Genomic DNA, 19535 nt, shown 5'->3' with positions numbered 1-19535 from the left:
GATCATTTTCAGGCGGCTCGGCTGACGTCCAGCCGTTCGGACGACGGCTCGTATCCAGCTGCCCTGTAGGCGGCGACGGCGGCAGCGTTCGAGTTCGGGGTGCTGACGAGTGCGCTTGACGCACCCATTTCACGCAGCGCCGCCGCAGCGGCGACGCTGATCGCCGTCCCGTAGCCGTGACCGCGATGGTCGGCGTGCACGCCCATCGGCTCCAGCAGACCGGGCTTGCCGGGCCCGGCCGACCAGACCGTCGCCGCGGCCACCGCGTTGTCCTGGTCGTCGTAGCCGATCAGACAGCGGGCGTCGGCATAGACCGGCCCGGCCGCGAGGACGTGCCAGACCTCCTCGGTGAACTTCTGGCCGCCGAACGCCGAGCGGTGCACTGCGGTCCGCACCCCCGCCGTCTCCGGACCGGCCACCTCGATGCGCAGGCCGGAGTCCTTCACCGGCTCGGCGAGGTCGCGGCGCAGCGGCGTCCACGGCTCGTCCAGAATCCAGCCCGCCTCCAAGAGGACCTCGCGGAGCAGGGCGCCGTTGGGGAGTTCCAGGCCGACCTTCCCGGGCGGCAGGACCCCGCGCTCCGGATCATCGAGGTCCGCCAGCAGCTGTCGCGCCAGCTCACCGTCCTGTCGCAGATCCGGCGCGGTCGTCAGGCGCAGCACATCAGGGCCGTCCAGAAATCCGACGGCAACGATCCGTCCGTCCACGCTCCAGGTACGGACCTCCGCGGCCAGCTTCTCCGCGCCCAGCGCCCAGGCCCAGCCGAAGTCTCCCGGATGGAGTTGCAGCGGCGTACGGTCGTCCTGCCATTCCCGGAGGGCACCCACGGCCCCCGTCAGCCCGTCAACACCCGGCTCGTTCAAAACGATCGTCATGTCCCGCATCTCACACCGTCGCGGCGACCGGCCGCACCTGGTTTTCACTCAGCCAGTCGGATCGACAGGACACGCCCTAGCCGTCCACCAGCGCGGCCACCAAGCGCGTCATAGAGGGCCGCGGGTCAGATGTGCCCGGCCAACTGGTCATCAGGAGGTGGTGGGCGGTGCCGACGATGGCGAGGGCCACCGTGCACGGGTCGATGGTCTCCGCCACCCGGCCAAGTCCCTGCTCGTCCTTCAGGTAGCCGGTGATGGCCTCCTGGATCGCGGTGAAGCCCGGCGCCCCTCCTTCCAGGGCCTCGCGGATGCGCAGCGCGGCGGCGGGGCGGGTCATGGCGAGGCCTGAGATGGCGGGGCCGCCGGAGGCGAACAGTGCGAGGGCGACGTCCTCGAGATTCCCTGCCACCGTGCGCTGCCCAGCGAGCCCCGACAGCGCCTGCGCCTTCGCGGCCGTCCGTGCGAACCGGTCGAGGCAGAACTCGGCCACGAACTCGTCGAACCCCGCGAAGTGCGCATGCAACAGCCCCTTGGCGCAGCCTGCCTCGGTCGTGACGGACCGGCTGGTGAGCGCACCGGGCCCGTCCCTTTCCACGACGCGCTCGGCGGCCGCGAACAGCCGCTCGCGTACGTCCGGCGTCGCTACTCCGCGCGGTGACATGGGCCCTCTTCCGTTCCGCCTCCGCCGCCCTCACGGCGCACAACCCCTCGGATAGTAGCGGGGATTGCCAGTATGGGCGTGCGCCCATACTGTTTGGGCGCACGCCCATTCTCCGTCATCCACCACAGGAGGCACCCGTGCCAGACATCATCAACACCGAGCAGGCACAGGCATGGAACGGCCCCGAAGGCGCCCACTGGGCCCGCAACCAGGACCGCTGGAACGCCGTGAACGAGGGCTTCAACAATCCGCTCCTCGACGCCGCCGGAATCACCGGGGACCACCGGACCCTCGACCTCGGCTGCGGCACCGGGCAGACCACGCGCCTCGCCGCACTCCGGGCACCCCAAGGGCGCGCGCTGGGCCTCGACCTGTCCGGCCCGATGCTGGCCGAGGCCCGGGCCCGCGCAGAGCGAGAGGGCATCACCAACGCCTCCTTCACACAAGGCGACGCGCAGACACACCCCTTCGAGGCGGGCGCGTTCGACTCGGCGATCAGCCGCTACGGGGTGATGTTCTTCGCCGACCCCGTAGCGGCCTTCGGCAACATCGGCCGGACGCTGCGACCCGGCGGGCGCCTGGCATTCGTCTGCCCGGCCGATGCCACGCTCAATGACTGGGTGGCGGCGATGGCAGCACTGCGCGGCTTCCTCCCGGTCGGCGACTTCGGGCAGCCGGGGCTGCCCGGCATGTTCTCCCTGGCCGCCCCGGACCGTATCCGCGACGTCCTCACCACGGCTGGATTCACCGGCATCACCATCAACCAGACGCAGGCCTACGGGACATGGGGAGACCGAGCCGAGGACGCGGCGGAGTTCCTGCTGGAAACGGGCCCCGGTCGCCACCTGATGGAGCAGGCCGACGCGACTGCACGGGCCCTCGCCCGCCGCGCCCTGACGGACCATCTGCGCGGCCACGAGGCGGCGGACGGCATGGTCCGGCTGCGCAGCACGTCGTGGCTGGTCACCGCAGACCGCCCAGCCGACCCGTCGGACAGGCCCTAGGTCGCCTTGCCGCTGATGGCCAGCTCCAGCACGCGCCGGTTGGACGTTGCTTGCTGGGGGTGATCGGTCCCTTCCAACGGTTTTACGGCGCGGGCCGGGTGGGGATGCTCTCCAGTTCCAAGGTGGGCCAGGGCCTGTTCGCGGACGGTCGGCGGGACGGTGCGCGCTGTGCGCTGCCGCTGACGTCGGCGACGGTGATGGGGTGCTTCCATGCCGGGACATCGCACACGGCGATCACCTTTCCGGCCGGATGGGCGATCTGGAAGGGGATGGGGGTTGTCGTAGCTGTCGGGGTCAAAGACGTTGAGGCCGTGGTTGATGCCCCGTGCACGACTTGCCGGTCACCAGCCTGTATCCCTTCGCCAGGGCGTCAGCGGGAACGTGCTCGGGTCCCAGCGGAGGGGAGCCGCTACCAGGCTGGCAGCTGCCCCGCCCCACGAGCACCAGAGCTGCGAGGCCACTGTCGGCGGACGGATGCCACCCGTCCAGAGCGAGCCGGAACGATCCACCCCCAGACCCTGACCGGCCAGAGAGACAGAACCTAGTCGCGCTTGGGCCACATCGGGCCCTGGTCGGTCCAGATGACGCCCTTGTTCCGGCACAGGCAGAAGGGGTGGCCGATCGGGTCGGTGTAGACCTGCCAGCCATAGCCGTTGGGGCCGATGAAGTCCTGCCTCAGCGTCGCGCCGAGGTCGAGGACGCGGCGCTGCTCGGACTCGATCTCGTCCACTTCGAAGTCGAGGTGGAACTGCTTGGGGTGCTCGCTGTCGGGCCACTGCGGAGCGCGGTAGTCGTCCACTCGGATGAAGGCCAGCTCGATCTCGCCGAACTGGATGCCGGCCCAGTCCTCGGAGCTGCCTTCCTTGACCGGACGGCCCGTCACCTCCGAGTAGAAAGCCGCCAACTTCATCGTGTCCGGGCAGTCGATAATGAAATCGGTGAGTCGCAGCATGCCGCGATCTTGGCACAGGCTCACACTCGACTTCGAGACAGTCCCTGAGCAACTTCTCAAGCGGGCACTGAGTACGGCCGGGTGCACGTCCGTTCCGTGTCGCCGACCGTCGATCCGGATCGCCTACCTCCGCGCCAGTGGCTCGCGCCTGCGGGCGGCGAAGCCCCATCGCCCGTCGCCTTCAGCCGGACTCTGCGCCGGGGACAAGGCGTACTCCTCCCGCGGACTCCTCCCTCGGCAACCGCTCCCACTTGCGCAGGTGCGACATCAAGGCTGTCATCCCGGAGAAACGGGACCAGGCCGCCAACCGGAAGAGGAAGGGCCGCAAAGGAGGACGCCCCGGCGACCACGACGCCGAGCTCCGAGCCAGAGCCGAGAGCCGCGCAGGTGATCGGGGGGCGTAGCTTGTCGGGATCGCACGTGTGGACTCTCCGCGGCAGCCGCATGCCCGGACATCGGGATTTCGGTGGCCAACTGCCGCCCGGGGAGTGGGGATTGTGCGCTACCGGCGCCGCGCCGGCCCGCGGGTTCAGGTGAGGGCGGCCGCCAGGCAGGCGAAGGCGGCGATGATGACGGCGACGCGGACGTAGTGCCAGCGGTCCCAGCGCTTCATCTGCTCCTTCCAGTCGGCCGGCCGGCTGCCGGCGGTCCACGTCTTGACCCGGTTGTTGATCGGGACGAGTACCAGGATCGACATGAGCACGCTGACGATCAGCAGCGCGGCGGCGGTCACGACGAGGCCGGTGCCGTCGTCGTCCCATCCGGCGACGGCCCAGGCCCCGACGAGGACGAGCGAGCCGATGTACCAGAACGGCATCACGGCGCCGCCCAGTCGGGCCCCGTGGACGCGGCCGTGCAGGCCGTTGTCGCCGGGGAGTGCGTTGAGGATCGGGTTGCTGAAGAAGGGGACGGAGAACTCCACCCCCACCATCACGCCGACGACCACGATGGTGACGACCTCAAGTGCATCGAGCATGATGACCTCTCCAGGAATCTAGTGTTGCTAGCTGTCGAGGCAACGCTAGTACTACTGCCGCTCGATTGTCTAGCGATGCTAGGATCGAATCATGTCGGTACAGGAACGCAAGCAGCGCGAACGGGCGGAGCGCGAGCGCCTCATCGTGGCGACGGCCCGCGAACTCGCCGAGCAGCAGGGCTGGGACGCGGTCACCACCCGCAAGCTCGCCGAGCGCATCGAGTACAGCCAGCCCGTCCTCTACAGCCACTTCCGCGGCAAACGCGAGATCATCGGCGCCGTCGCCCTGGAAGGCGCCACGGAGATGGCCGCGGCCATGCGTGACGCGACCTCCGGCGCGGACGGCCCGCGCGAACGGGTCGCCGCTCTGGCGCGCGCCTACCTCGACTTCGCCGAGCGCAACCCGGCGGTCTACGACGCCTTGTTCCAGCTCGACGGCGGCCTGGCGTACGCGCAGGAGGACACCCCCGAACCGTTGAAGGACGCCTTCGCCGCGCTGCTGGAGTGCCTCAGCGAGGTCGCCGGGGACGGCGTGCGCCCGGAGCTGTTCACCGAGACGTTCTGGGCGTCCCTGCACGGCCTGGCCACCCTGACCCGAGCGGGACGGCTCCCGCCGGAGGACGCCGAGCGCAGGACGGAGCTGCTGGTGGACCGGCTCGCCATGCTCTGACGCACCGTCCCGGATGGCACACGGCCGGGGTCCTCGGGCCCGGTTGCCTGCCCGCGGCATCGCTTCCGGTCACTCGCGCCCGCACGGCGCAGCCGCAGATCGCCGGTCCCGTACCCCCGACGGGGCACCCGGACCGGAAGCTGCGGTGCTCATTGATCACGGCTCGATACGCGCCCTAGAGCACTCGGAGAAGTCAGGCCACAGCACGCCCCAGGCCGAGCCTTGCGCGGAGCCAAGGCGCACGCCGCGTCCGACTGCAGCGCAGACTCCACGGCCTCCGACCCAACGTCCCCGCCCGCGGCGCGCAGTCCGCCAGCTGTCGTGCCAATCCGCCAACCGCCATGCTCAGTTCTCGGGCGGTGGATGCGGGTGGCAGGTGTCATACGGCAAGAGGTCGAGGTCCCACGCCTGCTGGACCCGGCCGGAGGCGCGGCCTGCTTCGGTGTCGGTTGTTCGGGGTCTGCTTGACCTCCCGGCGTTCGGACGGCGTGAAGGCCCTGGTTCGACCCCCTTTGCACTTCGAGTAGAGCGAGTCCCGCGGTGCCCGCCGCGGTGCCCGCCGCCAGGTCACCACCGATCCCGTGCCCCTGCGGATGATCCGCAGCAGGCGCCGCCTTCGTCGTCATCGATCTCACGAACGCGTACTCGCTCTGCCACCGGCACATCGTGCCGGGGCCAACCGACTGGGAGATCAATCCAGACGGCGCGTCACATCACGGCAAGGGCAATCATTCCGGATGTCAGGCATCCACCCGCTCCTCCAGGCGGACGGTCACAGTGTCCCCTTCCTCCTTGCCGATCGCCTTGCGCACGTCCGCCTTCACAGGCAGCTTGTGCGTGCCGTCCCCCAAGGCCATGAACGAACTGTTGAACGGGTGCCCGTCGATGGTGCCCCGGACCTTCACCAGGCCGCGGGTTCCGAAGAACTCGGCCGACTCGGGCCACACGACGTAGGTCCAGCCGCCCTTGTTCGGGCTCTTCTGCAGGGTCGCGGTGAACTGCTTGTCCATCATGGATTCCGCCTGTTCAGGAGCTTTCGATGAGAATGAGGTTGTTGCCGTCCGGGTCGCGCAGGGCGAACATGGGCGGCACTGCGGGCCCCATCCGCACGACCTCTGCGTCCGCATCGACGCCGTGTGCGCGCAGGTCCGCGTGGTCGGCGTCGGCGTCCCGGGTCGTAAGGCGGATGCCAGCCGGGACCCCTTCGGGAACGAGCGCGACAGTCGTCGTCGCCCCAGGCGGTGCCACCTCGATCCAGCGCCCGTCGCCGAAGGGTACGTCCCGGCGTAATTCGAAACCGAGCTCACCGACGTAGAACTCCATTGCCTTCTGCTGGTCGGTGACGCGAATCCCGACCGTGGCCACCTGTGTGATGTGGGTGGTCCTGCTCATCCCCTGGCCTCCTCTTCCTTGGCGTTCACCAGGTAAGACGGAGGCCGATGGGGTAACTCATCGCTGGCCACGAAGTTCGACCGGACAGGGCCTCGTCAACAGGGCGAACGTCGCCTGATGCGGCACTAGGTCATGCAAGGGCCACCTATCGCACCCGGTCACAGTCGTGTGACTGAGCACGACATCTGGCCTGGCAGGACAACTTCGATGGACAGCGCCTGCTGGCTCGCCCGGCGCGCGAACCCGGTCACCACCGGGCGCGCAGGCGGCGCGGGCATCGGCCACGTGGGCGCTGAGGTCCTGGTAGTCGGTGTCGTCGACGATCGCGTGGCTGATCGTCCCGTCCTGCGCCTCCCAGACGAAGTCGACGGATTCCTCCTGGGGACATGCGGCGAGGACGGCGCCGACGTCCGGGGTCGGGTCGGGCCAGACGGTCTGCAAGGCGCGCGGGCCGAGACCGGCGCGCACTGTACCGAGGTTCTCCGGCGTTATTCGGTGCCGGCGTGCGGCGTTGCGAACGTAGGTCTGTTCGGCATCTCCCCCACGACCGCGTTCGGGTCGGCGTTCGCGGTCACTACGTCGACGGCGTGGCGACGGTGTGCGGCGAAGAGGTCGAGCGCGGTTTCGGTGTCGCGGGAGCGCAGCGCGGTCACCAGCCCGTGGTGTTCTTGCGGGATGCAGCCGAGGTATCCGTCGGTGCTGAGGTTGATCCGGGTCAGCAGGAACAGGTGGACCTGGCAGCGGATGCCGTCCCACGCGTCGGCGAGGCGCTGGTGGCCGGCGGCGGCGAAGACGGCGTCGTGGAAGGCGATGTCCAGGCGCACCATCTCGTGGGCGTCCATCACGTGCTTCATGACCTCGGCCGCCTTGGCGAGGGATGCGAGGTCCTCGTCCGAGGCGCGTGTGATCACTTGGCGGACAGCCAGGTCTTCCAGTGCGCCACGCAGGCTGTCGAGCTCCGCGACATCCTCAGCGGACACCGTCGTCACTGTCGTCCCGCGGTGCCACGCGCAGTGGACCAGCCCCTCGCGCTCCAGTACGCGCAGCGCTTCACGTACCGGGCCGCGGCTGACGTCCATCGTGGCGGACAGTTCCACCTCGCGCAGCTGGGCGCCGGGGGCGTAGACCCCGCTGAAGATGGCCTCCCGGATCCGGTCTGCGACCTCGTCCGACAGGCCGCGGCGGCGGGCCGGGGACACCTTGCCCTGATCACTCATGCCTGGTTGCACCTCCTCGGGTTTGCACCTCCTCAAGCTACGTCCTAATGTTAACATCACGTTGTTGTCTCATTGTTAACATTAGGACAATGAGTTAAACCCTCTGGACCCACCCTCGGAAAGGCAGTGCCGTGACTGTTCTCGACTCCCCGATCCCGCGGTTCCACCTGGCCATGCCGGTCGACGACCTGGCCGCCGCCCGTCACTTCTACGGAGACGTGCTGGGTCTGGAGCAGGGCCGCAGCGCGGACACCTGGGTGGACTGGAATCTGCACGGCCACCAGTTCGTCACCCACCTCGCACCGGAGCGCGCCCAGCGCATCCACAACCCGGTCGACGGCCACGACGTCCCGGTGCCGCACTTCGGGCTGATCCTGACGGTCCCCGCCTTCCAGGAGCTCGCCGACCGGCTGCGTGCGGCGGGCGTCGAGTTCGTCATCGAGCCCTACGTCCGCTTCGAGGGCCAGCAGGGCGAGCAGCACACGATGTTCCTCCTCGACCCGGCCGGCAACGCCCTGGAGTTCAAGGCGTTCGCCGACGACTCCCAGGTCTTCGCCGCCTGACCGGCGCACACCGCACTCCCCTCTTCCCACTCCCCTCTTCCCACCCCCCTTTCCCACCCACGAACGACGGGACGAACTCATGAAGGTGTTCCAGATCGGCGCTGCCGGTGGAGTCGGCCGCCGCCTCACCCAACTCCTCACCTCGCGCGGGGACTCGGTGACCGGCATGCACCGCGGGCCCGCTCAGGGCGAGACCGTGCGAGAGGCCGGCGGGACACCGGTGATCGGTGATCTCATCGCCGACACGGTCGACGACCTCGCGCGGAAGATGCAGGGCCATGACGCGGTGGTCTTCTCGGCCGGTGCGCACGGCACCGGCATGGACAAGACGACCCTGATCGACGGCGAGGGCCTTCAGAAGGCTGCCGACGCGGCCGTGCTCGCCGGGGTGACGCGATTCGTGCTGGTCTCGGTGTTCCCCGACGCGCTGCGCGGCGGCGAGGCCGGTGAGGGCTTCGAGCACTACATCAAGGTCAAGAAGAGCGCCGACGTGTACCTGACGCGCACGGATCTCGACTGGCTGATCGTCCGTCCCGGAACCCTGCTGGACACCCCCGGCAGCGGCCGGATCACGGCGGGCCCGGCCGTGGAGTACGGCGACGTGCACCGCGACGATGTCGCCGCGTTCATCGACGCCGCCCTGCACGAGCCGCGCCTGAGCCGCATCGTCGTCGAGCTGACCTCCGGCGAGACTCCCGTCGCGGACGCGGTCGCCCGCCTGGCCGCCTGAGCCCGGCGCCCCCACGTACCTCCGCATCCCTCATCAGAAAAGGACAACCACCATGACTGCCATAGATTCCTACAGCCACGGCGTCTCGGGCGAGCGCGAGTTCGGCTTCGCCCAGGCCATCAGGGTCGAGCACACGATCCATGTCTCGGGCCAGCTCTCCCACGACGAAGAGGGCAATTTCCTCTACGCGGACGACTTCGAGGCCCAGAGCGCGCAGGTCTTCACCAACTTCGAGAAGGTCCTCGCCCACTACGGCGCCACCCGCAACCAGGTCGTCTCCGAGACCCAGTACATCGTTGACCTGCCGCAGTACAACAACGCGATGGCGGCCGCCAATCTCGCCTACTTCGGCGACCACCGCCCCACCAGCAGCACCATCGGCGTCGCCTCGCTGTTCTTCCCCGGCCAGCTCATCGAGACGAACTTCGTCATCGACACCCGTCTGCCCGCCTGACGGCACAGGCGTACTGGAGCTCAGTCTTCACCAGCTCCGCAGACCAGACATGGGCCGTCGTCCGGCGGTTCAACGGCCTGCCCGACTGGCACCCGGCCATCCGGGCGAGCGAGATCACCGAGGGCGGCGACGGGCTCACCCCGGTGCGGTCCGCCTCCTCACCGGGGCGGACGGCAGCACCTACCGGGAACGGCTCGTGGCGCTGGACGATGCCGAGCGGAAGCTGACGTACGAGATCGTCGAGGCACCGCTGCCGGTCCGCGGCTACCTCTCGACGCTGCACGTCCAGCCCGTCGCCGACACCGGCGGCGCCTTCCTCAGCTGGCACGCCACCTTCGACTCGGCCGAAGGCACCACCGCCCAGGAAGCCACCACGGTCCTCGAAGCGGCCTACGCCGCCCCGGCCATCGCGGGCCTCCACACGATCATCGCCTGACCTCCGACAGCAGCAGGCCCCCGCGCTGTCATCGATCACCGACATCGATCACTGACATCGATCACTGACCACGAAAGAAGCACCCCCCGCATGAGTTCCCTGTTCACCCCCCTCACCCTGCGGTCCCTTCAGATACCCAACCGGGTCTGGATGTCCCCGATGTGCATGTACTCCGCCGCCCCCGAAGGCCCGGAGACTGGTGTACCGACCGACTTCCACCTGGCCCACCTGGCCTCCCGCGCCGCCGGTGGTGTGGGTCTGGTCATGGCCGAGGCCACCGGTGTCCGCTCCGACGGGCGCATCAGCCCCTGGGACCTGGGCCTGTGGAACGACCGCCAGCAGGAGGCGTTCACCCGCATCACCGCGGCCATCAAGGCCCACGGCGCCGTCCCCGCCATCCAGCTCGCCCACGCCGGACGCAAGGCATCGGTGGACAAGCCCTGGCTGTCCGACCGCTACCTGACCGAGGACGAGAACGGCTGGCAGCCCGTCGCCCCAGCCCGATCGCCTACGACGGCCTTGCTGTCCCGCACGAGTTGACCGTGGAGGAGATCCAGCAGCTCGTAGGTGACTTCGCCGACTCCGCTCGGCGCGCGCTGGCCGCCGGGTTCCAAGTGGTCGAGGTGCACGGCGCCCACGGCTACCTGATCAACTCCTTCCTCTCCCCGGCCTCCAACCACCGCACCGACGCCTACGGCGGCAGCTTCGAGAACCGGCTCCGCTTCGCCCTGGAGGTCGTCGACGCCGTCCGCGCCGTGTGGCCCGAGGACCTGCCGGTCTTCTTCCGCACCTCGGCCACCGACTGGCTGACCGAGAACCCCGAGGACGAGCGCGAGGGCTGGACCGGGGACGACACCGTGCGCCTGGCCAAGGAACTGACAGCCCGTGGCGTCGACCTGCTGGATGTGTCCACCGGCGGCATGGTCCGCGACGCCAAGATCGTCGCCGGGCCCAGCTACCAGGTCCCCTTCGCCACCCAGGCCCGCCAGGCCACCGGCATCCCCACGGCCGCTGTCGGCATCATCACAGAGCCACAGCAGGCGGAGGAGATCCTCACCAGCGGGCAGGCTGACGCGGTCTTCCTCGGCCGCGAACTGCTCCGCGACCCCTACTGGGCCCAGCACGCCGCGCTCGCACTCGACGCCGAGCCGACCTGGCCCGACCAGTACGCCTACGCCGTCAAGCGCCGCAAGCACTGACCTCTCCACCCCGTACAGCTACAGCCTCCGCCGCGCTGACCCAACTACGGAAGGCGCACTGCACCACCGCACTGGGAGATCCCCATGAACCACCTGCAGGACAAGGTCGTCGTCGTCACCGGCGCCTCCTCCGGCATCGGCGCCGTCAGCGCCAAGGCCCTCGCCGCCCGCGGCGCCAAGATCGTTGCTGCCGCCCGCGGCCAGGAAGACCTCGACCAGCTGGTCGCCGACATCGAGAAGTCCGGCGGCACCGCCACCGCCAGGCTCACCGACGTCACCGACGCCGCGGACATGCAGGCGCTGGCCGACTTCACCGTCGACACCTACGGGCGTATCGAAGTCCTCGTCAACAACGCGGGCCTGATGCTCTTCTCGTACTGGAAGGACCTCGCCCTCGACGACTGGAACCGGATGCTCGACGTGAACATCCGCGGCTACCTCAACGGTGTCCACGCCGTCCTGCCCGTGATGCTCCGTCAGAAGTCCGGCCACATCCTGAACATGGACTCGGTGGCCGGTCACCAGGTCGGTGACGGCGCAGGCGTTTACAGCGCGACGAAGTTCTTCGTGCAGGCCATGACCGAGTCCATGCGCAGGGAACTCGGCGTCCGCGAGGGCATCAAGGCATCCACGATCAGCCCCGGTGTCATCGACACCGGCTGGGCGGACAAGGTCACCGACCCCGCCGGACGCAAGGCCGCCCAAGAGCTCAACGCCATCGCGATCAGTCCCGAAGCCATCGCCGACGCCGTTGTCTACGCCCTCGACCAGCCCGCCGACGTCACCGTCAACGACCTCGTCATCTCCCCCACCCGCCAGAACTGGTAACACCCCCGCGCCCCGAACGAGGGCCCCTGCGACGGCGGGACGCCCCGCATCGGGCCCACCCGCCGTCGCCTGGCTCGGACGAATCCGCGCGCCCATCTCCCCATGAAGGGACTCACCGCACGCTCGCAGGACCCGGAGGCAGGTCCTGTCCCCCGGATGCCGACGGCTCCCGTTGATGGAACCCGTCGCTTCTTCCTGCCCACTGCCCCGCGCTGGGCCTGCAGCGCGCTCGGGTCCGGGCGTTGTCCCTGCGCGCCCGCCCTTCCGCCCCTCCCGATCTCTGAATTGGTCAGCTGCTTCGCGTCCAGCTCACACGTCTCACGGGTGTGGATCCAGCGGGTGACGGATGCTCAGCGATGGCTGGGCCCGCCGGTCAGTCGATGCCGTCGATGCCGTCGATGATGCGGAAGTCGCGCTCGACGCCGTCGGGGAGGGCCACCAGCGCCTTCTGGTAAGCCTCGCTCTCGTATGCCGCGACGGCCTGTTCAAAGCTGTCGAACTCGATCAGAACGACGCGTTGCGTGATTCCGGCCTCGTGGGCGACGACTCGACCGCCACGGGACGGGATCCGGGACAGGACGCGCCCGCCCCCAGCCTGGACAGCCGGACCGGCCAGCTTGTCGTAGGCAGTCAGCCTCTCAGGGTCGGAAATGGCGGGGTAGACACTGACCCAGTAGCCCTTAGCCATGGAAACCTCCTGCGTTGGGCCGGACACGTCCGACTTCGAATTGACACTCAGATCGATCGATCCCGGCGACGGGTACTGCGGTCACTTGGATCGCCATATGCGCAGGCTAGGACTTGATGTGCCGTCGAGGGAAAGACCGGTACGGAATAGACTCAGAACGGATCGTTATCAATCGGCGGGGAGGGTACGTGGCTCCGGACACGGTCAGCCTGCGGTACTTCCTGGTGCTGGCACAGGAGTTGAACTTCACCCGCGCGGCCGCACGGATCGGTATCGCACAGCCCGCACTCAGCGCCCGGATGCGCCGATTGGAAACGGAACTCGGTACGGCCCTGCTGGTCCGCAACACGCGAAGCGTCGTATTGACCACGGCCGGTGCGGCTTTGGCGGACTCCGCGCCGCCCGCGCTGGCGGCGCTGGACCGGGCATGGGACACCGCCCGGAGCGCGGCGGCCGGTGAACTGGGCACGCTGCGCATCGGATACAGCCTCAGCACCGGGGCCGAGACGGCACCGGCCCTGGTGGACAGGCTGATTCGCAGCAGTCCCGGACTCGAGGTCGGCGCGGTCCCGATGGCGACACCGGAGATCTCCCCCGCGGTCGCCGACGGCCGCATCGATGCCGGGATCACCCGCGGTGAACAGCCGGGCCGTGGCGTGCGCCGGTTCCTGCTGCGGCGTGCGCGCGTCGGGGTCCAGCTGGCGCAGCACCATCCGCTGGCCGAGCACCCGGAGATCGAGATCGCCGACGCGGCCGCGTATCCGCTGCGACTCCCGGACCGTGCGGCCAACCCCGTGATCCACGATCAGCTGTCCGCACTGTTCCGAGACACCCGACCACACCCCCGATTCCACACGCCCGCAGTCTCTTTCGACATGTCTCAGCGCGACCTGCGCGACGGGGTCACCCTCGCCCCGGCCGGAGAAGCCGCGGCCACGGCGCAACCGGCCGGTCTCACCTGGCGACCGCTGCGGGGCGCGCCCAGCCTGACGATCCACCTGGTCCTCCCCCGCGAGCAGTCGCCGCTGCACCGCCGCATCCGTGCCGTCGCCAAAACCCTGGCGCACGAGCTGCACTGGCTGCCGGACTGACGCGCAAGAGGTCAAGCGAGACGGACGCCTGCGGTGGCGGCGAGGCCGAAGACCTTGCGCCCGGCAGACCTCGCGGTGATGACGACGGCGGTCTTGCTGAATGCCCGTCAGCAAGCACCGCCATCCGCCATCCGTAGCCTCACGGCCGTTGGCGATACCAGCGGCGCTGATGCCGCCATGGCGATCTCAAGTGCACACACGTCTTTCGCGTGCGGACCCGGCCGCCGTCCTCCAGGTGGTACTGGTGGAAGCCGATCGAAGGGTCCTCGGTGGCGGCCAGCACCTTGATCGGGATCGTGACCAGCCCAACGAGATCGCGCCGGACCAGACAGGGCGGGGCATGATGTACCTCCACAGAGGCTTCTTGGCATCATCTCGGCATGCCCCCGCCCCTTCCCCGCACCGTCCGAGCCGTCGACACCGCTCAGCTCCTGGACCTGGCCCAGGAGGCCGCCCTGCACGGCTTCAGCCAGCGCCTTCCAGTCGACTGGCTCCAAGAACAGCTCGCCACAGAGGCGACGCACTACCTGTTCCCTACGCTCGTGCAGCGGCTCACGCACCGTCCCGAGACACCGCTGCAGTGGAGGTGCCAGAAGCTGATGACCGTCAGCACCGGCGAGCAGATCTGGGGTCTCCTCGACATCCTTCCCGGCACCTTCGACAAGATCCCGGAGACCCTGGACACGGCGTCCAAGAAGGGCATCGTCAGCCGCATCGAACGAGCAGTGACCGTGCGCGAGTGGGTTGAACGGATGGATGCCGATGCAGGTAAGTGACGTCCCCTTACAGCGATGCCGACGATGGCGCTCAGGCGCACCCTCTCTACGCTCGATGATCGACGCGGCAGCTGCTGCGGCCGGGAGTGACGGGGGACAACATGATGGGTGCGGGCCGGCGCAGGCTGTGGCTGACGATGGCCGTGGGCGGGATCGGGCTGAGCTTGTACGCGCTCTGGCTGACCGTCGACGACTTCCGCGACCGGGCTTCCAGCGAACGGGACATCGCCGCGGCCTGCGACCACTTGGTGTCGGGGCCGCAGGTGATGGATCTGCAGGGCGGAATGGTCCGAGCGCGGTCCGACGACGATGACGCATACCGGCTCGATGCACGGCATCTGCCCAGCGCCTGCACCATCTACAAGGTGAGTGGCTCGCGCAAGACCGATCTGTTCCGGCTGATCGTCGAGAGCAGCGACGATGCCGAGCCGGTGAACATGATCGGCGACGGCTCCCCCTTCCTCACGCGCGAGGGCTCCTACCCGAAGGATGACGTCACCGCGGCCGCCGACCGCGAGCCTGAAGCGTGGCCGCTGGGCGACGGCACGCTGGGCTCCTACACGAACATCCGCACCACCGTCCGTGCCGAGTGCCGGCCCGGCAGTGGCAAAGCGGTACCGAGGCTGCTGCACGTGACCGCCGTGGGCCGGTACCCAGAAGTCTCCGCAGAGGACCGCCAGCGCCTGGCCCGCCTGGCGCGCTCGGCCACACAGCAGCTCACCCAACGGATTGGCTGCCGGACCCAACTACCGCCCCTGCCCGATCAGATGACCGCGGTCCCCTTGAAGCTGCGCCCGGCCGCCTCGGCCACCGGCTCCTGCCGCTGGGCCGGCCAACTGGGCAAGGAACAGGGGCCAGGCCGACTGCCCGACCGCGCTCTGACGATCCCCGCCCGTGCGGCGAACCCCGCCGAAGGCTGCCTGCTGGCGGTCGGCCCCGCCCGGGTCCGGGCCATTGCCGGCGGCTTGGACGGCGATCAGCGCGACTACGCCGAGGGCGCGCTCACCTACTCGCCCTGGTGGCTGCGCACGGTGTCCTACTTCGGCGTCGACGCCAACTCCGTGGGCTACGACGCGACGGGCGACGACCTAAGGCTCAAGCCGGGGACGGCAGGAGGCGGCGACGGCATCTGGTGGGCGTCCTCGATCTGCAACGGCAAACCCGCCCTGCACGCCCTCACCGCCGATCGCCTCTACAGCGACGTCCTCGGCCACAAGGCACGACGCTCCCTGTTCCACGCCTACGTCGACGACATCACCACCCGACGCGGCTGCACCCACGTCACCTACCCCACGGCCAAGGACTTCCACGACCTGTAAGCGCCCCCGCGCCCGGTGCACTGGTAGCCCCTGGGGCGACCTCCCTCTGACTTGCGAGGGTCCGAAGTCTCGAACACCCCCCTAGCCTGCGAGGCGTCCAGGCAGGACCAACGTCGATCGCTGGCTCTGCCCAATGGAATGGGATACGAACGGGGGAAGACACATGCACAGCGGAATCAAGGCCACGATCATGGCGGTGGCCGGAGCGTCACTGGCGCTGGGGCTGAGCGCTGCACCAGCGTCGGGCTACAGCGATGGACCACAAGCGCAGGACCACGAAGCCCTGGCGTGCAACGTCATGGGCGCCAGGGACAAGGACGGCCAGAGCTACATCAAGAACCCCCTCCCGTCCGGCTCAAAGATCTACGGAAACCCGAACAGCGCCTGCACCCACAGCTACATCGGCCCGGACCACACCGCCGACTACCACTGCTCGAGGAAAGGAGGCGACGGCCGTCGCTACACCTACACCAGGTTCTTCAACGGCAGCGACGTCCGGTACGGCTGGGTTCGCAACAGCACCTTTCACGACGGCGGATCCGGGGTGGACTGCGCGTCATGAGGCCCGCCCCAACGGGAGGGGGACGGACGAAATGCATCTCCTGGGGTGACGGAATGCGCCTGGGCTGATGCGACTGCGCACGATTGATGTCGTACGTCGGCCTTCCGACCCTCAGCTGGCCGCCGGAGCCGCATGACAACTGTCGGGAGATGTGCACCGTCATGGGAAATGACGTCACGTCGTGGGACGACACACCGTCCGGGGGTGACCCTTGTGTCGTGTCGCTGCGCGCTGTCGGTCTTCTGCGGCGTCACCGGTCACTTCTGGGATGCCGGGACGAGAGCGGGGGCGGCCTTGAAGGAGATGGCCTCCATGAGCGGCTTGCGCTTGGTGTTGTGGAAGGCCGCGATGCGCCACTGGCCGTCCTGCTCCCGGACCAGAGTGTAGGTCTGGACCCTCAATCAATATGGCGCCAGGATCACTTGCCGGAAGGAACCTTGCCAACTGAAATGATCCGCCGCATGGCAGGTTTGACCACGGCGGAGGATCCGCAACGCGGACGCCCGTGGGGCTTTCCTCTGGAGGACCGCATCCTCCTGGTAACGGCTTACTGGCCCACAAATTGGATGGTGCGCCAGCTGGTCCCGCTCTTCGGCATCTCGAGGCCGGCCGCGGACCGGATCATCGATCACCTCGGCCAGTTGCTTGTCCTCCAGCCCTCGTGAGCGATTCCCGCAAGGACACCGTGCTCATCGTGGACGGCACCCTGGTGCCCACCCGCGACCACACCGCCGCGGAGCAGTCGAAGAACACCGTGCGCAGCTTCATCCACCTGCTGGTCGACGCCGTGGACATCGGCGCCGACAGGGCCGGCACCCCTGGTGACGGCGTCGCGTCAACCCGGTGCGCGGATCAATGCGTTGGTACGGATAGTTCTGATCCGTAGCGCTGAGTGGGTACAACGGACGGCACACGAACAGCTCTTCTCAACGTCAGGGAGCCCGCCATGCCGTCTGCACCAACTCGCCGAACTCCGCCGCAGGTTGAACTACGCTGGGGCGGCCTGCACATATCCATCCAGCGCATCCCTGCATGGCTGGTCATGCTCACATCCACAGCTGCCGGTACCGGGGCCGCCTGGTGGTCATCGCGCTAGCGGATGGGACGCAACGTCGCGATCATGCATGACAGTTTGGACGGCCGTATGATCCTGGAGATCTCTTGCCCAGGACGACGTTCACCGGTTGCAGCCCAACAGTCCTGTCTCACTGTTTCTTGGCCTGTCTCGACCCGGCGGCCGCCGGCCAGGCCGTGCACCGCAAACGTCGTGGAAGGCTCGGCGGCCGTCCGCCGTCCTTCTCGCCGGACTCCACCTCGCAGGGATCTTCATCTGGTCGGACGGATGACCCGGAGTCGCGGCTAGTCTGCCCGGTAGAGGGTGACTTCGCTGTCGATCGGAGCGGACCGCCACATCGCTCCGAGGAGCGGGTCCTGATCGATGAAACGGCGTGTGGCCGTGAGCGCATCCGCTCTGGGCTCGCCGATGGCAGTGTGATCGAAACCGCTGTCTCCGCCACCGCTGGTGTGCAGGTCCGCCCAGGCGGGGTCCTCGGCAAAGCATGCCTGGAACTCAACCTTCCAGTACTGGGGCTGCCAGTACGGATCCTGCCGATCGCCGTCCTCGTTGACTGCCAGCAGTCGTCCAAGAGACAGCGCGGGCCGGTTCCCGGTCCCGGTCCAGCCCCAGACGCCCCACTCAACGATGAAGCCGTCCCCGTCGCCCTCAGGCCCCACAATGCCCTCGACCGGCACCTGCACGAACTCCTCAAAGGCAGCCCACGCCGCCTCCATAGAGCAAGCACCAGCGGCGACGCCATGCCGACCCAGTATCTGCTCGAACGCTGCGGCGCTGGACCGCCAGGAGATGGACATACCGCCAGGCTAGCTGCACCGATCGCCCCCTCCGGGCTCAGGACGGAGGCCCCCGCTTCGTGATCCGAAGGAAACGGCCTGGCCCCACTGACTGGAGTCACTGAACTCCTACCTTCTTGATCAATTTCGTTGAGAAGTGATGTCAGTGGGCGCGCGGGCGGCAACGTCGTAGCTCGTGGGCTGGACTGCCGGTCACGAGTTCGTCTGCGATGAGCCGTCCGGCGGTGGGCGCCAGGGAGATGGCGGAGTGCATGGCGGCGACGTAGACGGATCGGTCGTTGGTCACAAATCCAATGACGGGTCCGTGCGCGGGCATGGGGCGTTGGCCGGTGCTGTAGCCCAGCAGGCGGCACTGGTCGCTTCCTTGGAAGGTCGTCTTCAGCTGCCGGAGCGCGTCTTGCGCCGCCTGCTCCAACGCTGCTGTGCCTTCTACGTGCGGCACGACCAGCAAGAGGTCACCGTCCCGTACCTCTCGGACCTCGAAACCAGGGCCGGCCACGATGGCCTTGACCAGGCCAGGCGGTGCTGTGACCCGCGCGAGGGTGGCCGGGGAGGCGGCAATGGCCAGGTTGGCCGATAGCGGCTCGCAGAGCTTGGGGACCCCTGTTCCGGCCGTGAGTACGACGGTTGCGGCGGCGTGGAGTCCGGTCGCGGTCAGCACTCCCCTGACGCGTCCGCCTGTCACCTGCAAAGAGGTGACCGCGGTGTTGTGGAGCACGGTTGCTCCGTGGGCGCCGGCGGCTGCTACGAGAGCCTGGGTCAGGGCCGTTGGGTCGACGCCTGCGTCGCTCGGAGTGTGGATGGCCTGGTCCGGTGGGTGTCGGAGGTTGGGCTCCAGGGCTGCGATGTCACTTCGTCCGATGCGGAACTGGCCTGGCCCCGGCCGTGAGTCCTGCGCCGGTGTGCCGGTCCAGGTCAGCGAGCCGGTCCGGCGGACGGTGATGTGGGGCAGTTCGTTCTCCAGGCGTCGGTAGTCCGCCAGGATGTGTTCGCGAAGGTCTTGTGCTCCGCCGGGCCAGTGGCCTCCCGCGCCGCGTACCCAGGCGAAGGAGTCTCCGGTCACCCCGGTGGCCGGTGCAGGTCCTTGCTCAAGCAAGGTGACCGGGACTCCCCGACGTGCCAGGTGGTAGGCCACTGAGGAGCCGACGATTCCCGCACCGACAACGACAACGGCTGGCATGAGGTCCTTCTCGATAGGCCAACGACCGTTCAGGCTGTGGCTGCGGCCGTAGAAGCACAGTCAGGCCGCTGCCGGGATCGTGCAACGGGA

General features: G+C 68.6%; 23 protein-coding genes and 5 pseudogenes. 15 read left to right on the top strand and 13 right to left on the bottom strand.

Annotated features, from left to right (window positions below):
- Positions 1-8: 8 nt before the first annotated feature.
- Together ABZ833_RS43015 and ABZ833_RS43010 are read right to left on the bottom strand one after the other, a co-directional pair.
- Positions 9-875: a GNAT family N-acetyltransferase gene (locus ABZ833_RS43015; protein WP_361058911.1), complete on the bottom strand. Its 867-nt coding sequence runs from the start codon at positions 873-875 to the stop codon at positions 9-11.
- Positions 876-951: 76 nt separating this feature from the next.
- Positions 952-1536, bottom strand: a complete 585-nt coding sequence (locus ABZ833_RS43010) for a TetR/AcrR family transcriptional regulator (RefSeq protein ID WP_361058909.1) — start codon at positions 1534-1536, stop codon at positions 952-954.
- Positions 1537-1673: 137 nt separating this feature from the next.
- Here ABZ833_RS43010 and ABZ833_RS43005 point away from each other — a divergent pair, with 137 nt between their 5' ends.
- A complete protein-coding gene (locus ABZ833_RS43005) occupies positions 1674-2540 on the top strand; it encodes a methyltransferase domain-containing protein (protein ID WP_361058907.1) in 867 nt (288 codons plus the stop codon).
- Between the two features lie 541 nt (positions 2541-3081).
- On the opposite strand, the gene ABZ833_RS43000 is transcribed toward ABZ833_RS43005, so the two are convergent.
- Positions 3082-3492, bottom strand: coding sequence for a VOC family protein (locus ABZ833_RS43000; RefSeq protein ID WP_361058905.1), 411 nt, complete (start codon positions 3490-3492; stop codon positions 3082-3084).
- Between the two features lie 221 nt (positions 3493-3713).
- Here ABZ833_RS43000 and ABZ833_RS42995 point away from each other — a divergent pair.
- Positions 3714-3854: pseudogene (locus ABZ833_RS42995) on the top strand (IS5/IS1182 family transposase); the annotation flags it as partial.
- 167 nt (positions 3855-4021) lie between these two features.
- Here ABZ833_RS42995 and ABZ833_RS42990 read toward each other — a convergent pair.
- The gene (locus tag ABZ833_RS42990; protein WP_361058903.1) at positions 4022-4468 is read right to left on the bottom strand and encodes a DUF1772 domain-containing protein; all 447 of its coding nucleotides are present in this window, start codon (positions 4466-4468) and stop codon (positions 4022-4024) included.
- Positions 4469-4559: 91 nt separating this feature from the next.
- Here ABZ833_RS42990 and ABZ833_RS42985 point away from each other — a divergent pair, with 91 nt between their 5' ends.
- The gene (locus tag ABZ833_RS42985; RefSeq protein WP_361058901.1) at positions 4560-5138 is read left to right on the top strand and encodes a TetR/AcrR family transcriptional regulator; all 579 of its coding nucleotides are present in this window, start codon (positions 4560-4562) and stop codon (positions 5136-5138) included.
- 460 nt (positions 5139-5598) lie between these two features.
- Here the strand turns inward: ABZ833_RS42985 and ABZ833_RS42980 are convergent.
- From ABZ833_RS42980 to ABZ833_RS42965, 4 genes and pseudogenes are all read right to left on the bottom strand, one after another.
- Positions 5599-5795, bottom strand: a pseudogene (locus tag ABZ833_RS42980) (IS630 family transposase); the annotation flags it as partial.
- Positions 5796-5878: 83 nt separating this feature from the next.
- Positions 5879-6148 carry a DUF1905 domain-containing protein gene (locus ABZ833_RS42975; protein ID WP_361058957.1) on the bottom strand — a complete coding sequence of 90 codons (270 nt, stop codon included), beginning with the start codon at positions 6146-6148 and terminating at the stop codon, positions 5879-5881.
- A 16-nt stretch (positions 6149-6164) separates the two neighbouring features.
- A complete protein-coding gene (locus ABZ833_RS42970) occupies positions 6165-6530 on the bottom strand; it encodes a VOC family protein (RefSeq protein WP_361058899.1) in 366 nt (121 codons plus the stop codon).
- Positions 6531-7018: 488 nt separating this feature from the next.
- Positions 7019-7747 carry a GntR family transcriptional regulator gene (locus ABZ833_RS42965; RefSeq protein ID WP_361058897.1) on the bottom strand — a complete coding sequence of 243 codons (729 nt, stop codon included), beginning with the start codon at positions 7745-7747 and terminating at the stop codon, positions 7019-7021.
- Between the two features lie 131 nt (positions 7748-7878).
- On the opposite strand from ABZ833_RS42965, the gene ABZ833_RS42960 reads away from it, so the two are divergent.
- From ABZ833_RS42960 to ABZ833_RS42930, 7 genes and pseudogenes are all read left to right on the top strand, one after another.
- Complete coding sequence (locus ABZ833_RS42960) at positions 7879-8310, top strand: VOC family protein (protein WP_361058895.1); 432 nt, start codon at positions 7879-7881, stop codon at positions 8308-8310.
- A 79-nt stretch (positions 8311-8389) separates the two neighbouring features.
- A complete protein-coding gene (locus ABZ833_RS42955; RefSeq protein ID WP_361058893.1) occupies positions 8390-9040 on the top strand; it encodes an NAD(P)H-binding protein in 651 nt (216 codons plus the stop codon).
- Positions 9041-9092: 52 nt separating this feature from the next.
- Positions 9093-9494, top strand: a complete 402-nt coding sequence (locus tag ABZ833_RS42950; RefSeq protein ID WP_361058891.1) for a RidA family protein — start codon at positions 9093-9095, stop codon at positions 9492-9494.
- Positions 9491-9721 (top strand): SRPBCC family protein, encoded by a 231-nt coding sequence (locus tag ABZ833_RS42945; RefSeq protein WP_361058955.1) that lies wholly within the window; start codon positions 9491-9493, stop codon positions 9719-9721. The genes ABZ833_RS42950 and ABZ833_RS42945 overlap by 4 nt, the downstream gene beginning before the upstream one ends.
- Positions 9691-9930, top strand: a complete 240-nt coding sequence (locus tag ABZ833_RS42940; RefSeq protein WP_361058889.1) for an SRPBCC family protein — start codon at positions 9691-9693, stop codon at positions 9928-9930. Before ABZ833_RS42945 ends, ABZ833_RS42940 begins: the two co-directional genes overlap by 31 nt.
- 90 nt (positions 9931-10020) lie before the next feature.
- Positions 10021-11129: pseudogene (locus ABZ833_RS42935) on the top strand (NADH:flavin oxidoreductase/NADH oxidase).
- A gap of 84 nt (positions 11130-11213) precedes the next feature.
- Positions 11214-11957 (top strand): SDR family oxidoreductase, encoded by a 744-nt coding sequence (locus ABZ833_RS42930; RefSeq protein ID WP_361058887.1) that lies wholly within the window; start codon positions 11214-11216, stop codon positions 11955-11957.
- A gap of 373 nt (positions 11958-12330) precedes the next feature.
- On the opposite strand, the gene ABZ833_RS42925 is transcribed toward ABZ833_RS42930, so the two are convergent.
- Entirely contained in the window at positions 12331-12645 is a 315-nt protein-coding gene (locus tag ABZ833_RS42925) for a DUF1330 domain-containing protein (RefSeq protein WP_361058885.1), read from the bottom strand.
- A 188-nt stretch (positions 12646-12833) separates the two neighbouring features.
- Here ABZ833_RS42925 and ABZ833_RS42920 point away from each other — a divergent pair, with 188 nt between their 5' ends.
- Positions 12834-13736, top strand: a complete 903-nt coding sequence (locus ABZ833_RS42920) for a LysR family transcriptional regulator (protein WP_361058883.1) — start codon at positions 12834-12836, stop codon at positions 13734-13736.
- 196 nt (positions 13737-13932) lie between these two features.
- Here the strand turns inward: ABZ833_RS42920 and ABZ833_RS42915 are convergent.
- Positions 13933-14078 (bottom strand): annotated as a pseudogene (locus ABZ833_RS42915) (Ku protein); the annotation flags it as partial.
- Between the two features lie 38 nt (positions 14079-14116).
- On the opposite strand from ABZ833_RS42915, the gene ABZ833_RS42910 reads away from it, so the two are divergent.
- The 3 genes from ABZ833_RS42910 (at position 14117) to ABZ833_RS42900 (ending at position 16393) form a co-directional block, all read left to right on the top strand.
- Complete coding sequence (locus ABZ833_RS42910) at positions 14117-14512, top strand: hypothetical protein (RefSeq protein WP_361058881.1); 396 nt, start codon at positions 14117-14119, stop codon at positions 14510-14512.
- A 101-nt stretch (positions 14513-14613) separates the two neighbouring features.
- Positions 14614-15831 carry a hypothetical protein gene (locus ABZ833_RS42905; RefSeq protein ID WP_361058879.1) on the top strand — a complete coding sequence of 406 codons (1218 nt, stop codon included), beginning with the start codon at positions 14614-14616 and terminating at the stop codon, positions 15829-15831.
- 163 nt (positions 15832-15994) lie between these two features.
- The gene (locus tag ABZ833_RS42900; RefSeq protein ID WP_361058878.1) at positions 15995-16393 is read left to right on the top strand and encodes a hypothetical protein; all 399 of its coding nucleotides are present in this window, start codon (positions 15995-15997) and stop codon (positions 16391-16393) included.
- Between the two features lie 257 nt (positions 16394-16650).
- Here the strand turns inward: ABZ833_RS42900 and ABZ833_RS42895 are convergent, their stop codons facing one another.
- The gene (locus ABZ833_RS42895; RefSeq protein ID WP_361058876.1) at positions 16651-16794 is read right to left on the bottom strand and encodes a hypothetical protein; all 144 of its coding nucleotides are present in this window, start codon (positions 16792-16794) and stop codon (positions 16651-16653) included.
- A gap of 78 nt (positions 16795-16872) precedes the next feature.
- Between ABZ833_RS42895 and ABZ833_RS42890 the strand changes: the two are divergent.
- Positions 16873-17177 (top strand): annotated as a pseudogene (locus ABZ833_RS42890) (IS5/IS1182 family transposase); the annotation flags it as partial.
- A 575-nt stretch (positions 17178-17752) separates the two neighbouring features.
- Here ABZ833_RS42890 and ABZ833_RS42885 read toward each other — a convergent pair.
- Both ABZ833_RS42885 and ABZ833_RS42880 read right to left on the bottom strand, forming a co-directional pair.
- Entirely contained in the window at positions 17753-18265 is a 513-nt protein-coding gene (locus ABZ833_RS42885) for a hypothetical protein (RefSeq protein WP_361058874.1), read from the bottom strand.
- A gap of 142 nt (positions 18266-18407) precedes the next feature.
- The gene (locus tag ABZ833_RS42880; protein WP_361058872.1) at positions 18408-19445 is read right to left on the bottom strand and encodes an FAD-dependent oxidoreductase; all 1038 of its coding nucleotides are present in this window, start codon (positions 19443-19445) and stop codon (positions 18408-18410) included.
- Positions 19446-19535: the final 90 nt, after the last annotated feature.

This window comes from Streptomyces sp. NPDC047525, assembly GCF_040643025.1.
Lineage (GTDB): Bacteria > Actinomycetota > Actinomycetes > Streptomycetales > Streptomycetaceae > Streptomyces > Streptomyces durmitorensis.
Note: the sequence above shows the minus strand (reverse complement) of the source record. Positions and strands in the feature narration are given on the sequence as shown.

Coding starts and splice junctions, on each gene's coding strand:
- ABZ833_RS42930 (WP_361058887.1), top strand. CDS start 11,214: ATGAACCACCTGCAGGACAAGGTCGTCGTCGTCACCGGCGCCTCCTCC.
- ABZ833_RS42985 (WP_361058901.1), top strand. CDS start 4,560: ATGTCGGTACAGGAACGCAAGCAGCGCGAACGGGCGGAGCGCGAGCGC.
- ABZ833_RS42950 (WP_361058891.1), top strand. CDS start 9,093: ATGACTGCCATAGATTCCTACAGCCACGGCGTCTCGGGCGAGCGCGAG.
- ABZ833_RS42925 (WP_361058885.1), bottom strand. CDS start 12,645: ATGGCTAAGGGCTACTGGGTCAGTGTCTACCCCGCCATTTCCGACCCT.
- ABZ833_RS42905 (WP_361058879.1), top strand. CDS start 14,614: ATGATGGGTGCGGGCCGGCGCAGGCTGTGGCTGACGATGGCCGTGGGC.
- ABZ833_RS42975 (WP_361058957.1), bottom strand. CDS start 6,148: ATGGACAAGCAGTTCACCGCGACCCTGCAGAAGAGCCCGAACAAGGGC.
- ABZ833_RS43000 (WP_361058905.1), bottom strand. CDS start 3,492: ATGCTGCGACTCACCGATTTCATTATCGACTGCCCGGACACGATGAAG.
- ABZ833_RS42965 (WP_361058897.1), bottom strand. CDS start 7,747: ATGAGTGATCAGGGCAAGGTGTCCCCGGCCCGCCGCCGCGGCCTGTCG.
- ABZ833_RS42885 (WP_361058874.1), bottom strand. CDS start 18,265: ATGTCCATCTCCTGGCGGTCCAGCGCCGCAGCGTTCGAGCAGATACTG.
- ABZ833_RS42970 (WP_361058899.1), bottom strand. CDS start 6,530: ATGAGCAGGACCACCCACATCACACAGGTGGCCACGGTCGGGATTCGC.
- ABZ833_RS43015 (WP_361058911.1), bottom strand. CDS start 875: ATGACGATCGTTTTGAACGAGCCGGGTGTTGACGGGCTGACGGGGGCC.
- ABZ833_RS42955 (WP_361058893.1), top strand. CDS start 8,390: ATGAAGGTGTTCCAGATCGGCGCTGCCGGTGGAGTCGGCCGCCGCCTC.
- ABZ833_RS42880 (WP_361058872.1), bottom strand. CDS start 19,445: ATGCCAGCCGTTGTCGTTGTCGGTGCGGGAATCGTCGGCTCCTCAGTG.
- ABZ833_RS43010 (WP_361058909.1), bottom strand. CDS start 1,536: ATGTCACCGCGCGGAGTAGCGACGCCGGACGTACGCGAGCGGCTGTTC.
- ABZ833_RS42910 (WP_361058881.1), top strand. CDS start 14,117: ATGCCCCCGCCCCTTCCCCGCACCGTCCGAGCCGTCGACACCGCTCAG.
- ABZ833_RS42900 (WP_361058878.1), top strand. CDS start 15,995: ATGCACAGCGGAATCAAGGCCACGATCATGGCGGTGGCCGGAGCGTCA.
- ABZ833_RS42990 (WP_361058903.1), bottom strand. CDS start 4,468: ATGCTCGATGCACTTGAGGTCGTCACCATCGTGGTCGTCGGCGTGATG.